General features: G+C 69.2%; 15 protein-coding genes. 5 read left to right on the top strand and 10 right to left on the bottom strand.

What is annotated here, in order from left to right; all coding sequences use genetic code 11:
* On the bottom strand, positions 1–425 hold a 425-nt coding region (locus IBL25_RS20145), incomplete at its 3' end, for a YbfB/YjiJ family MFS transporter (protein ID WP_187780296.1).
* A 195-nt stretch (positions 426–620) separates the two neighbouring features.
* On the opposite strand from IBL25_RS20145, the gene IBL25_RS20140 reads away from it, so the two are divergent.
* A complete protein-coding gene (locus tag IBL25_RS20140) occupies positions 621–1670 on the top strand; it encodes an SDR family oxidoreductase (protein WP_187780295.1) in 1050 nt (349 codons plus the stop codon).
* A gap of 105 nt (positions 1671–1775) precedes the next feature.
* On the opposite strand, the gene IBL25_RS20135 is transcribed toward IBL25_RS20140, so the two are convergent.
* On the bottom strand, positions 1776–1943 hold the full coding sequence (locus IBL25_RS20135; protein WP_158601012.1) for a hypothetical protein: 168 nt from the start codon (positions 1941–1943) through the stop codon (positions 1776–1778).
* 93 nt (positions 1944–2036) lie between these two features.
* Between IBL25_RS20135 and IBL25_RS20130 the strand changes: the two genes are divergently transcribed.
* Positions 2037–2558, top strand: coding sequence for a metallophosphoesterase family protein (locus IBL25_RS20130; protein WP_187780294.1), 522 nt, complete (start codon positions 2037–2039; stop codon positions 2556–2558).
* Here IBL25_RS20130 and IBL25_RS20125 read toward each other — a convergent pair.
* The 5 genes from IBL25_RS20125 to uvrB all read right to left on the bottom strand — a co-directional run bounded on the left by IBL25_RS20125 (position 2555) and on the right by uvrB (position 8006).
* Positions 2555–2812, bottom strand: a complete 258-nt coding sequence (locus tag IBL25_RS20125) for a hypothetical protein (RefSeq protein WP_187780293.1) — start codon at positions 2810–2812, stop codon at positions 2555–2557. The genes IBL25_RS20130 and IBL25_RS20125 overlap by 4 nt on opposite strands.
* A 58-nt stretch (positions 2813–2870) precedes the next feature.
* Entirely contained in the window at positions 2871–4337 is a 1467-nt protein-coding gene (locus IBL25_RS20120; RefSeq protein WP_367615650.1) for a sensor histidine kinase, read from the bottom strand.
* Between the two features lies 1 nt (position 4338).
* Positions 4339–5019: a winged helix-turn-helix domain-containing protein gene (locus IBL25_RS20115; protein ID WP_120640201.1), complete on the bottom strand. Its 681-nt coding sequence runs from the start codon at positions 5017–5019 to the stop codon at positions 4339–4341.
* A gap of 289 nt (positions 5020–5308) precedes the next feature.
* Positions 5309–5629 carry a hypothetical protein gene (locus IBL25_RS20110; RefSeq protein ID WP_187780292.1) on the bottom strand — a complete coding sequence of 107 codons (321 nt, stop codon included), beginning with the start codon at positions 5627–5629 and terminating at the stop codon, positions 5309–5311.
* A 133-nt stretch (positions 5630–5762) separates the two neighbouring features.
* Positions 5763–8006, bottom strand: coding sequence for an excinuclease ABC subunit UvrB (gene uvrB, locus IBL25_RS20105; protein WP_194433783.1), 2244 nt, complete (start codon positions 8004–8006; stop codon positions 5763–5765).
* 185 nt (positions 8007–8191) lie between these two features.
* Between uvrB and IBL25_RS20100 the strand changes: the two genes are divergently transcribed.
* Positions 8192–8680, top strand: a complete 489-nt coding sequence (locus IBL25_RS20100; protein ID WP_187780291.1) for a hypothetical protein — start codon at positions 8192–8194, stop codon at positions 8678–8680.
* Positions 8681–8726: 46 nt separating this feature from the next.
* On the opposite strand, the gene IBL25_RS20095 is transcribed toward IBL25_RS20100, so the two are convergent.
* Complete coding sequence (locus IBL25_RS20095) at positions 8727–9605, bottom strand: DMT family transporter (RefSeq protein WP_187780290.1); 879 nt, start codon at positions 9603–9605, stop codon at positions 8727–8729.
* A gap of 123 nt (positions 9606–9728) precedes the next feature.
* Complete coding sequence (locus tag IBL25_RS20090) at positions 9729–10538, bottom strand: ferredoxin--NADP reductase (RefSeq protein ID WP_187780289.1); 810 nt, start codon at positions 10536–10538, stop codon at positions 9729–9731.
* A 107-nt stretch (positions 10539–10645) separates the two neighbouring features.
* Between IBL25_RS20090 and IBL25_RS20085 the strand changes: the two genes are divergently transcribed.
* Positions 10646–11350 (top strand): GNAT family N-acetyltransferase, encoded by a 705-nt coding sequence (locus IBL25_RS20085; RefSeq protein WP_238940551.1) that lies wholly within the window; start codon positions 10646–10648, stop codon positions 11348–11350.
* 70 nt (positions 11351–11420) lie between these two features.
* Entirely contained in the window at positions 11421–12014 is a 594-nt protein-coding gene (locus IBL25_RS20080; RefSeq protein ID WP_187780288.1) for a DUF2239 family protein, read from the top strand.
* 9 nt (positions 12015–12023) lie between these two features.
* On the opposite strand, the gene thiS is transcribed toward IBL25_RS20080, so the two are convergent.
* The gene (gene thiS, locus IBL25_RS20075) at positions 12024–12227 is read right to left on the bottom strand and encodes a sulfur carrier protein ThiS (RefSeq protein WP_238940550.1); all 204 of its coding nucleotides are present in this window, start codon (positions 12225–12227) and stop codon (positions 12024–12026) included.
* Positions 12228–12406 lie beyond the last annotated feature (179 nt).

The raw sequence follows: 12406 nt of genomic DNA, 5'->3' as shown, positions 1-12406 counted from the left end.
CCGGAGGTCAGCACGCCCCCCGCGAGCCCACGCTGCGCCGGCGGCACCACGGCCTGGGCGGCGGGGCCGGAGACCGCCATCAGCACCCCGCCGCCAAAGCCGGCCAAGCCGCGCCAGACGGCCAGCCAGGCCAGCCCGCCCTGCCAGCCGCAGGCAAGGAAGGAGAGCACCAGCAGCCCCATGCAAAGGTCCAGCGCCCCCGGCACGCCCAGCCGCTGCCCTAATCTGCGGCCCAGCAAAGCGCCCAGCAGATACCCGGCGAAGTTATAGGCTCCCAGCAGCCCGCCACCCGCGCCACCCACCCAGCCGGCCTCCACCATGGCGGGGAACATCGGCACATAGCCGAACCGTGCCAGCCCAATGCCGGAAAGCAGGCAGGCGCCCGCGGCGAGCGCGGCGGGGTGGAGCTTGGCTTTGGCCGTCATGCCGTCGGGTCCTGTTCGCGGCCATGCGGAAGGGACCGCCGCCGTGACGTCCAGGCTAGCGGCAAGGGCGTGGCGGCCAAGCCTGGGCCGGCGCATGGCTCCCCGGTGGTGCGCGGGCCTCTCCAGGCTGTGACCACGCGGGCCTCAACGCAGCAAGGGTTGCGCTCTTATCCCGCAGTCACAGGAGGATGCCGTATGTCCGCACCAGCCAGCACCCCGCGTCACAGGGTCGCCGTCGTCACCGGCGGCACCATGGGCATCGGCCGCGCCACCGCGCAGGCTTTCGCGCGCGCGGGCTGGGATGTCGCCGTATTGGCGCGGGGGGAGGAGCGGCTGCAATCCACCCGGGCGGAACTGGAGGACATGGGCGTGCGCGCCCTGGCCATCCCCACCGATGTCGCCGATGCCGCGGCGGTGGACGCGGCGGCGGCGCGGATCGAGCGGGAGCTGGGCCCGATCGAGGCCTGGGTGAACAATGCCATGGCGACGGTGCTTTCCCCCGCCACGGAGATCACGCCGGAGGAATACCGCCGTGTCACCGATGTCACCTACCACGGGCAGGTCTTCGGCAGCCTGGCGGCGCTGCGCTACATGAAGCCGCGCAACCGGGGGCGGATCGTGCAGGTCTCCTCCGGCCTCGGGCTGCGGGCGGCGCCGCTGCAATCGGCCTATTGCGGCGCCAAGGCGGCGGTGCAGGGCTTCTCGGACGCGTTGCGGTCGGAGCTGCTGCATGACGGCAGCGCGGTGACCATCAGCACCATCTATCTGCCGGCGGTGAACACGCCGCAGTTCCGCATCGCCCGCAACCATACCGGCCAGGCCCAGAATGCGCCGGACCCGGTCTTCGACCCGCGGCTTTGCGCCAATGCCATCCTGGCGGCGGTGGCGTCGGGGGAGCGGGAGGTCTGGGTCGGCCGCTCCACCTGGCAGATGGCGGCGGCGCAGGCGGTGGCGCCGGCCTTCGCGGACTACAAGGCCTCCCAGATGTGGGAAGCGCAGCTGGACCCGGCGCGGTCACCAAGGGACCCCGAGGGCAATCTCTTCAAGCCCAGCCTCGGCGACCCCGGCGTGGACGGTCCCTTCCTGGAGCGGGTGAACCCGGCGCGTGGGGAATTCGTCACCAGCCGCGCGCGGAAGGCGCTGACGCTGGGGCTGGCCGCTCTCGGTCTGGTCGGCCTGGCGGCGCTGGTGGCGCCAGCGGCGGTGGCGGCCTCGCCCCGGATGAAGGTGCCGCGCCGCCGCTGAGCCAGAACAGTTTCCGCTCGCCTCGGCTTACTCCAGCGGCTCTGGCTTTTTGGTGCGGCGAGTATCTTCACCCGATCAGGCAATGCCGCCTGATCGGGATCTGCTCTAGCCCCGGCTGGTGCCGGTGCCGCTGGTGGCGCCCTGGTCCGGCGCGCCGCCTTGCAGGCCCGGCTCGCCCGGGCGCCATTCCGGCTTCTGCGCCTTGGGGTCGGGCTCCTGCCCCGGGCGGGCGGCGGGATGGTTGCCGGGCTTCTGGCGGTCTGGGCTGTTCATGACGTCTTTCCGTTCAGGGGACATGGCTGTGCTCCGATCCATCGTTCACCCCGAAAGAACGCCACGTGGCACCGGGAGGCTTCAGCACCGGGCATGACCGTCTTCTTCACCGCCGATACCCATTTCGGCCATGCCGGCGCCCGCGCCCTCTACCGCCGCCCCTTCGCCAGCGTGGCGGAGATGGATGCCGCCATGCTGGCGCGCTGGAACAGCACCGTGCGGCCGGAGGATGAAGTCTGGCACCTGGGCGACTTCGCGCTGAACATGAAGCCGGAGGCCATGCGGGCGCTGCTGGCGCAACTGCACGGGCGCAAGCACCTGATCACCGGCAACAACGACGGCCCCGCCGCCCTGGCCCTGCCGGGCTGGGAGAGCGTGCAGCCCTACCGGGAGGTGGAAGTGGAAGGCACCGGGCTGGTGCTCTGCCACTATGCCTTCCGCACCTGGCGCAACATGGGGAAGGGCTGGTGGAACCTGCATGGCCATAGCCACGGCCGGCTGAAGCCGCTGCCCCGGCAGGCCGACCTCGGTGTCGATGCCTGGGACTTCCGGCCAGTGACGCTGGCGGAAGTGCTGGCGGCGCGGGGGCGGCGCAGGGCCGCGCCGGACGGCTAGCGCCCCTGGGCCGCCCTCAGCGCCCGGCGCAGCTTGGCCACGCCGGTACGCACATAGCCCTCGCGGCAGAGGCGGACGCCTTCCTCCGCCAGGGCACGGGCGGGGTCCCGCGCCGCGCCGGGCAGGGGCGCGAGGCGGGCGGCCAGTTCTCGGCAGTAGCTGATGTCCTGCGGTACGGTTCGCAAGGATTCCGCCGCGGCCGGACCGGGAAGGCCAGCCAGAAGAGGCAGCAACAGGAACCAGCGTGGCGGCATGTGGCGCATCCTGCCGCGCCGCGCCCTGCCAGGGCGTGTGCGGCGGATGAAGACACGGTCATGCGACCGGCAGGCCGAGGCAGACCGTCAGCCCGGGGTATTCCGGCCGCGTGCCCTGGCCATCCTCGAACCAGAGCATGCCGCCATGCAGTTGCACCACCGCCCGCACCAGGGAGATGCCCAGCCCCGAGCCCGGCGTGGCGCGGGCACTGTCGGCGCGGAAGAAACGCTCGCCCACCCGCTGGCGGTCCTCCGCCGAAAGGCCAGGGCCCTCGTCGGCGACGCGGATCAGCACCGCATCCTCCTGCATCTCGGCGGAAAGGGTGATGGTGCCGCCGGGAACCGTGAACTTCACCGCATTGTCCAGTAGGTTCGCGATGGCCTGCAGCAACAGGTCGCGGTCGCCGGTCAGTGGCAGGGCCTCGGGCCATTCGGTGCGCAGCACCTGGCCATTCTCCTCCGCCGTGGCGCCGTAGAGCTCGGCGGCATCGGCCAGCAGCGGCACCAGGTCCAGCGGCGCGAAGGCGGCGCGGCGGGCGCCGGCCTCTACCTCTGCGATGCGCAGCACGGCCTGGAAGACGCGGGTGACATTGTCCAGGTCGGCGATGCCACGTTCCAGCGCCGCCTTCAGCGTGGCCGGGTCGTCGGAGGTTTCCAGCGCCTCCTCCAGCCGGGAGCGGGCGCGGGCGATGGGGGTGCGCAGGTCATGCGCGATGGCGTCCGAGACGCCGCGCACGCCCTCCATCAGATGCGCGATACGGTCCAGCATGGTGTTCATGCTGCGGCCCAGTGCCTCGAATTCATCGTCACGCCCGGCCAGCGGCACGCGGGGCGAAAGGTCGCCGCCGGCGATGAGGGCGGCGGTGGCGGTGGCGGGGATCAGCCGCTCCTCCAGCCAGCGCCGCAGCAGCCAGGCCCCGGCGAAGGCGAAGAAGATGGCGACGCCCGCCGACCAGGCCAGCCCCTCGGTCAGCAGCGCGCGCAGGCGCAGCTTCTCGCCCACGTCGCGCCCGACCGCGAGATGCGAGCCATCGGGGAGGCGGACAACATAAAGCCGCGCCTCGCCGGGGATGCCATCGCGCAGCAGCGTCATGGCATACCACTGGATATCGGCGCGGTAGTCCTCCGGCAGTTGTTCCAGGTTGCCGGCCAGCCGCTGCCCGTGCGGACCGGTCAGGAGGTAGGCCGTCTGGTCCTCGGCATCCAGCGCCAGCCGCTCATTGATCGCCTCGGCCACCGCCTTGTCGCCGGCCTCGCGCCAGCGTTCGGCCAGGGCCAGGGCATCGGCGCGGATGGCGGCATCGGTCTGCCGCTCCAGCGTACCGGCGGTGCCCCACCAGAGCACGCCGGTGAAGGCCAGCCCCGCCAGCAGGAAGAGCGTGGCGAAAAGCAGCGCGATGCGGAAGGAGGTGGAGGAGAGCAGCCGCCACAGCGGACCCGGGTGCTGCTGCACCCGCCGCCGCACCGGCTGTGGCGGCGGGCGGCCGGTGGCGGAGCCCGGCCGCGGATGCGGCGGGGGCGCCACCTCAGGGCTCGGCGCGGATCATGTAGCCGGCGTTGCGCACCGTGTGGATCAGCGGCTTCTCGAAGCCCTTGTCCAGCTTCTGCCGCAGGCGGGAGACATGCACGTCGATAACATTGGTCTGCGGGTCGAAATGGTAGTCCCAGACCTTCTCCAGCAGCATGGTGCGGGTGACGACCTGCCCGGCATGGCGCATCAGGTGCTCCAGCAGCCGGAACTCGCGCGGCTGCACGTCGATCCGCTTGCCTCCGCGCGTGACGGTGCGGGACAGCAGGTCCAGTTCCAGATCCGCGATCTTGAGCCGGGTGGCGGGGGCATCGACGGCCGGGCGGCGGCCCAGGGCCTCGACCCGCGCCAGCAGCTCGGCGAAGGCGAAGGGCTTGACCAGGTAATCGTCGCCACCGGCCTTCAGGCCCTTCACCCGTTCATCGACGCCCGCCAGGGCGGACAGGAACAGGACAGGGGTGTGGTTGCCCTGGCCGCGCAGGGTCTCGACCAGCCGGACGCCGTCGATGCCGCCGGGCAGCATGCGGTCCAGCACCAGAAGGTCGAAATTCTCGCCGGCCGCCATGAACAGGCCCTCGCGCCCGTTCGGCACGTGCTCGACGGTGTGGCCGGCCTCCTGCAATCCCTTCTTCACGAAGCGGCCGACTTCGGCATCATCCTCCACCAACAGGATGCGCATGGGTGCTGAACTCCTCGGAACTCACGGCACGACGTGGTGCGGGGCGCGTTGGTTGCGCCAGCAAGATGGCGCGTCGGGCCAGGCTGCGCCAGCCCATAGCGGCCCCGCGCAAGGCAGGCCAGAGGATCGTGCAGAGCGGAAAAGGATGGGGGCGGCGCATCGGGGGGAGATGGCCGCCCCCGGCAGCAGGCCGCATGAGGGAGGAAATGCGTTACGCCACGGGGGTATGGCACCTGTGACGGCTGGACCATAGCCGCTCCAGATTACCGAAGGATTAACACAACCTCGCTTAAAAGAATGAAAATCCCTTGCGCTGCACGCCACGTTCGGCCCGCACCACCTTGCGCGCGCCATCGGCGGCGAATTGCCGGCGCTCCCGCACCCCCGGCATGGTGATGCCGCGGCTGCGGCACCAGGTGAAGAACTCGGGTGGCCGCAGGGTGATGCGGATGACGCGATAGCCCTGGCGCTCATGGTGCAGCACATCCCGCGCCGCGCCCTCGCGCCAGTCGTCGTAGGTGTCGCTCATGTCGGGCATGCGCTCGCGCAGCGTGTCGAAGCTGGCGGCCTCGTACCACGCAAAGCCCATTACTGGTTTCTCGCCCTTCATTGCCGGCCCTCTTGCCTCACCGCGCCGGCGGGGCCGGCGTCATGGGGCGAAGAGTGCCACGGGCAGCCAAGGCGTAGAACGGCAAAACGTCTCTTTTTTGTGCCTAAGTGTCTGAAATATGGTAAATCGGCCCTTAACGGGAGGAGCGTCGCCCACCCCGCTTCTTGTCCGGCTCATAGCCGCCGCCGCCGGGGCCCAGCGGCTTCGGGCGCCATTCCTTCTTGCCCTCGGCCTTGCCACGGCCGCGCGCGGCCGGGCGGCTTTCGGCGCCACGGCGCGGCAGGGCCTCCTGCATGGAACGGCCGGCGAGGTTGGGCTCCAGCCCCAGTTCCAGGTTCTCCAGCCGCTTGATCTCGTCGCGCAGGCGGGCGGCAGTCTCAAATTCCAGGTCGGCGGCGGCGGCGCGCATCTGGCGCTCCAGTTCCGCGATGGAGGCGCGCAGATCCTTGCCAACGAAATGGCTCGGCCCGTCCTCCTCCGCGCCCGTGGGGGCGACGGTGACGTAGTCCTGCTCATAGACCGATTGCAGCACGTCGCTGATCTGCCGCTGGATGGTCTGCGGCGTGATGCCATGCGCGGCGTTGTATTCCTCCTGCTTGGCACGGCGGCGATTGGTTTCCTCCAGCGCGTTGCGCATGCTGTTGGTCATGCGGTCGGCATAAAGGATCACCCGGCCCTCGGCATTGCGCGCGGCGCGGCCGATGGTCTGGATCAGCGAGGTGGTGGAGCGCAGGAAGCCTTCCTTGTCGGCGTCCAGGATCGCGACCAGCCGGCATTCCGGGATGTCGAGGCCCTCGCGCAGCAGGTTGATGCCGATCAGCACATCGAACACACCCTTGCGGAGGTCGCGAATGATCTCGATCCGCTCCAGCGTGTCCACGTCGGAATGCAGGTAACGGACCTTGATGCCCGCTTCCGTCATGTATTCGGTCAGGTCTTCCGCCATGCGCTTGGTCAGGGTCGTGACCAGCACGCGGCCGCCCTGGTCCATGACATCGCGGCATTGCGCCAGCAGGTCGTCCACCTGGCCCTCGACAGGACGGATCTCCACCGGCGGGTCGATCAGGCCGGTGGGGCGGATCACCTGCTCGGCGAAGGTGCCGCCGGTGCGCTCCATCTCCCAGGGGCCGGGGGTGGCGGAGACAAAGACCGTGTCGGGGCGGAAGCTTTCCCATTCCTCGAATTTCAGCGGCCGGTTGTCCATGCAGGAAGGCAGGCGGAAGCCGAATTCGTTCAGGATGGATTTGCGCGCGAAGTCGCCCCGGTACATGCCGCCGATCTGCGGCACCGTCACATGGCTCTCGTCCACGATCAGCAGGGCGTTCTCGGGCAGGTACTCAAAAAGCGTCGGCGGCGGGTTGCCGGGGCCGCGGCCGGAGAGATAGCGGGAATAATTCTCGATGCCTTTGCAGGAACCGGTAGTTTCCATCATCTCCAGGTCGAAGGTGGTGCGCTGCTCCAGCCGCTGCGCTTCCAGCAGCTTGCCCTCGGCGTTCAGTTCTTCCAGCCGCTGCTTCAGTTCAATGCGGATGTCGCGGATGGCCTGCAACAGCGTCGGGCGCGGGGTGACATAGTGGCTGTTGGCGTAGATGGCGACGGATTCCATCTCGCCCGCGATCTCGCCCGTCAGCGGGTCGAATTCCCGCAAGCCGTCGATCTCCTCGCCAAACAGGCTGATGCGCCAGGCACGGTCCTCGAGGTGAGAGGGCCAGATATCCACGCTCTCGCCCCGCACGCGGAAGGTGCCGCGCTGGAAGCCGGCATCGTTGCGGCGATACTGCTGCTCCACCAGCGCCTTGATCAGGTGGTCGCGCGAGATGCGGCCGCCGACCTGCAGCTTGACCACCATGTTCGAGTAAAGCTCGACCGAGCCGATACCGTAGATGCAGGAGACCGAGGCCACGATGACCACGTCATTCCGCTCCAGCAGCGCCTGGGTGGCGGAATGGCGCATGCGGTCGATCTGCTCGTTGATCTGCGCGTCTTTTTCAATATAGGTGTCGGAGCGCGGCACATAGGCTTCCGGCTGATAGTAGTCGTAGTAGGAGACGAAGTATTCCACCGCATTCTCGGGAAAGAAGGACTTCATCTCCCCGTAAAGCTGCGCTGCCAGAGTCTTGTTGGGCGCCAGGATCAGCGTCGGCCGCTGCACCTTCTCGATGACCTTGGCCATGGTGAAGGTCTTGCCGGAGCCGGTGACGCCCAGCAGCACCTGGTCCCGCTCGCCCTGCTGCAGCCCTTCCACCAATTGCCCGATGGCCGTGGGCTGGTCCCCCGCGGGCTCGTAGGGAGAGACCACCTTCAGCACGCGGTTGCCCGAGGGAGTGGGGCGCTTCGGTGGAATAAAGGGCGTGGCGGCGGGAATGGTCAGGCTCATGGTATAGGCGAGCTTCCGGTCAGGAGGGTATCGCCCATTTGGGGGCGGGCAGGCGGCTGTGCCAGGATAACGAACGATTCGTGAACGCGGAAGCATTGGTGGGCGGTGACGCAACCCTGCCGCTTTCCAATCATCCTTAATTTTGAGAAACCTCTGGTCAGCCAGACGGACAGATAGCGAGAACCATGTTCAAAGACAGCATCGCCCTGAGTTTTCCGGAGCGAACCGAAACCTCCCAGGACAAGACCCTGTCCACCGAGTTTCCCTTCGGCACGGCCGGCGTCACGAGCCATAACGAGTGGTCCCGCAAGACACCGGAGGGCTTCCGCCTCCATGCCACCGTGGCGGAGGATGCCGTCTCGGCACTGAGCTGGAAGATGCCGGACCCTAAGGCTTCGGCGAAGCTGGAATTCCAGGCGCGGCTGGCGGTGGCGGAATCCGGCCCGGTCCAGCTCAAGGTCGAGATTCGCCGCCAGAAGCGGGTGGCCGTCAGCCGCAGCTTCGACCTGAGCAGCATGACGCCCACGCCGATCACGGTGGATATCCCCCGCTACAAGAGCCCGCTGGAGATCACCGTCTCCGCCATCTCCCTCCAGAAGGAACCGAAGCCGCGGCAGGCGGTGGCGGATCTTTCGGAGCCTGTGCTCAAGACCTTCGGCAAGCCGGGCCGCTGAGCCCGCAGCGCGGCCGGCTGTTCCGCGGCCGGCCGCCCGGTGCCGCTCAGCCGGCCTGGCGCGGCCAGGCGGCGATGATGGCGCCGCCCAGGATCATCGCGGTGCCGATCGCCAGATCCGCGCTCAGCACTTCTCCCAGCCAGAGCGTGGAGAGCACCAGCCCCGCCGCCGGGCTGAGCAGCAGGCCGATGGAGGAGACCACCGCCGGCATCCGCATCTGCACCTGGGCTGAGCACCAGAGGGCCACCGGCCCGACCACCACGCCGAGAAAGGCCAGGGCGGAAAGAGCGCTGGCATTCCAGTGCCCCAGCGGCTGGGTCAAGGCCAGCGGCAGCGTCAGCAGCGTCGCGAGGCCGAAGCACCAGGGCAGCAGCTCCAGCATGGGGCGGCCGGGCGGAAAGCGGCGCAGCACCACGATGGCGGCGGCCCAGCAGAGCGCCGCGCCCAGCAGCAGCGCATGGCCCAGCAGCACGGCGGGGGAGGACCAGTCGATGCTCCAGGGGCTGCTCATGACCATGACACCACCCAGAGCCAGCAGGGCCGCCAGCCAGCGGCGCGGCGGAATGGCTTCCCGCAGCAGCAGCACCGAGAGCGGCACCACCCAGAGCGTGGTGGCGCAGGAGAGGATGGCGGTGCGCCCCGCCGGTATCCAGGCCACGGCGATATAGCCGAGGGTGAAGAAGCCGGTGATCTGCAACAGCCCCAGCGTCAGCACCGCCGGCCAATCCGCCCGGCCAGGCCAGCGCAGCCTGCCCAGGGCCAGCATCACCGCCGCGCTGACGAGGCAGGACAGGCCGATGCGCCCCACCAGCAGCCAGAGCACCGGCGCGCCTTCGTTCACCGCGAAGCGGGTGAGGGGCCATCCCGCCCCCATCAGCAGCACGGCCACCACCAGGTTCAGCCAATCGGCCTTCCGCGTGGCCATGCGCGCTGGCGCCATGGCTGCGGAAGGGGAAGGGGAAGCGGTGGCCGGCGTCGCGCTCATGGGGCGCGACGGTGGACCCTGTGCGCGATTCGGTCCAGCTTACGCTTGCCGTTACGGCCGGGCTTATTTCTCGACGAAAGCCTTCTCGATCACGTACTGGCCGGGGCGGCTGTTGGCGCCTTCCTCGAAGCCCATGCCTTCCAGCAGCTCCTTGGTTTCCGCCAGCATCTCCGGGCTGCCGCAGAGCATGATGCGGTCCTGCTCGGGCGTGAAGGCGGGCAGGCCGAGGTCGGAAAACAGCTTGCCGCTGCGGATCAGGTCGGTCACCCGGCCCTGGTTGCGGAAGGGCTCGCGCGTCACGGTCGGGTAATAGACCAGCTTGGGCGCCACCATCTCGCCCAGGAGCTCGTCCTGCGGCAGCTCCTTCTCGATGAAGTCCTGGTAGGCCAGTTCCTTCACCTCACGCACACCGTGCAGCAGCACGATCTTGTCGAAGCGGTCATAGACCTCCGGCTCGCGGATCAGCGACATGAAGGGCGCGAGGCCGGTGCCGGTGCCATAAAGCCACAGCGTCTTGCCCGGCAGCAGCGCATCCGGCACCAGCGTGCCGACAGACTTCTTGCCTACCAGGATCTCGTCGCCCGGGCGGATATGCTGCAGGCGGCTGGTCAGCGGCCCGTCCGGCACCTTGATCGAGAGGAACTCCAGATGTTCCTCATAGGGCGCGGAGGCGACGGAATAGGCGCGCACAAGCGGCTTGCCCTCCACCATCAGCCCGATCATCACGAACTGCCCGGCCTGGAAGCGCAGCGTCGGGTTGCGGGTGCAGCGGAAGCTGAACAGACGGTCCGTCCAGTGATGCACCTGTTCCACCGTTTCGGTGAAATAAGCGGGATGGGCGGCCTTCAGCGGCGGGCGGGTCTCGGCGTTCATGATGGGGAGATGGTCTTTTCCTGTGTGCCAGGCAAGTGAAAGGGCCAAGGGCAGGAAGGCGCCACGGCTTGCCAGGGAGCGCGGTTGCGGCGAGCCTTGGCCCTATCATGAGCATGCCCCCCGACGCCACCCCGCCCTTGGGTCCCGAAGTGGACTCCACCCCCCGGCCGCTGCCGGCCCGCGTGCCGCATCGCGGCGCCTCGGTGACGCTGGAGCCGCTGGGCATCCGCCATGCCGAGGAACTCTGGCAATCCATGCAGGGGCAGGGGCCGAATGGCGGCACGGAGGAAAGCTGGGCCTATCTGGGCTACGGCCCCTTCGCGGATTTCGCCACCTTCCGCCGCTTCCTGGGCGGCTTCGCCACCACGCACGACCCCATCGCCTGGGCGGTGCGGCCGCATGTCTCCGGCCTCGCTTCCGGCTGGCTGACGCTGATGGACATCCAGCCCGCCAATGCGGCCATCGAACTGGGGCATATCTGGTTCGCGCCCCGCATGCAGCGCAGCCGCGCCTCCACCGAGGCGATGTTCCTGCTGATGCGCCATGCCATGGATGACCTGGGCTATCGCCGGCTGGTCTGGAAGTGCAACGCGCTCAACGCGCCCTCCCGCCGCGCCGCCGCGCGCCTGGGCTTCATCTATGAGGGCGAGCACCGGGCGCATCTGGTGGTGAAGGGGCGGCGGCGGGACACTGCCTGGTTCTCCATCCTGGCGGAGGAATGGCCTGGCCGGCGTGACGCCATCCTGCGCTGGCTGGACGACAGCAATTTCGATCATCGGGGCACGGCGCGCCAGAGTCTGAATGTTCTGTAATATTACCCGGGATTAATTTGCCTGCTTCCTGGCGCGGGCCTTATCGGTCCCGCGCAAAGGAAGAACAGATATGCCCGACCGGCTCCCGCCGCATTACTCCGCCTTCGAGGGCACCCGGCTGCTGGCCAAAGGCGAACTGCCGGAAGTGGCGATGCGGGCCAAGGAAGCATTGGACCGCGGCGCCGAGGCCCCCCTCCTGATCTTCGACGACCGCACCAGCCGGCTGGTGGAACTGGACCTGCGCGGCCAACCCGATGAGGTGCTGCGCCGGCTGGAGCCGCCGCCCCGCCGTCCCGGCCGCCCCAAGCTGGGTGTGGTGGCGCGGGAGGTGACGCTGCTGCCGCGCCATTGGGAGTGGCTGAGCCAGCAGCCCGGCGGCGCCTCCGTGGCGCTGCGCAAGCTGGTGGAGGAAGCCAGCCGCACCCATGGCGACGCCGACCGGCGGCGCGCGGCGCAGGAGGCCTGCTACCGCTTCATGCATACCATGGCCGGCGACCGCCCTGGCTTCGAGGGCGCGGTGCGCGCCCTTTACGCCGGCGACCGCGCGCGCTTCGAGCGGCTGACGCGGGTTTGGCCCGAGGATATCGGCCATCATGCCCGGCAACTGGCGGAAGGGGCACTGAGCCCGGCCGGGGCGGAAGAGGCCATGGCGGCGGACGACTGATCCGGCGCCTCAGGCCCCGCCGATGAAGTGGACGATCTCCAGGGAATCGCCTTCTACCAGGATGGTGGCGCCATAGGCGGTGCCGGGCACCATCTCCAGGTTCCGCTCCACCGCCACCTTGCGGATGTCGAAGCCCAGCGAGCCCAGCAGCACCGCCACGGTGGCCGAAGCGGCAATGGAGCGGCTTTCGCCGTTCACCGTGATCGCGATCATCTCCGCCATGCCGCGGAAGATGGAACCGCCCCACTGCCGAGGCAAGCGCCCTGGCGTCAGGACGCCGGGCTGGCGGTGCTCAGCATCGGTGCCGGGTTGATGGCGCTGGGCAGCGGCACCGTGGCCGGCGCCACCGCCGCGGGGGCCGGGCTGGCGGCTGGAGTCGCGGCCGCGGCCTC

The sequence above is a fragment of the Pseudoroseomonas ludipueritiae genome (assembly GCF_014490445.1).
GTDB lineage: Bacteria > Pseudomonadota > Alphaproteobacteria > Acetobacterales > Acetobacteraceae > Pseudoroseomonas > Pseudoroseomonas ludipueritiae.
The sequence above is the reverse complement of the archived record's forward strand: the minus strand, read 5'-3'. Positions and strand labels throughout refer to the sequence as shown.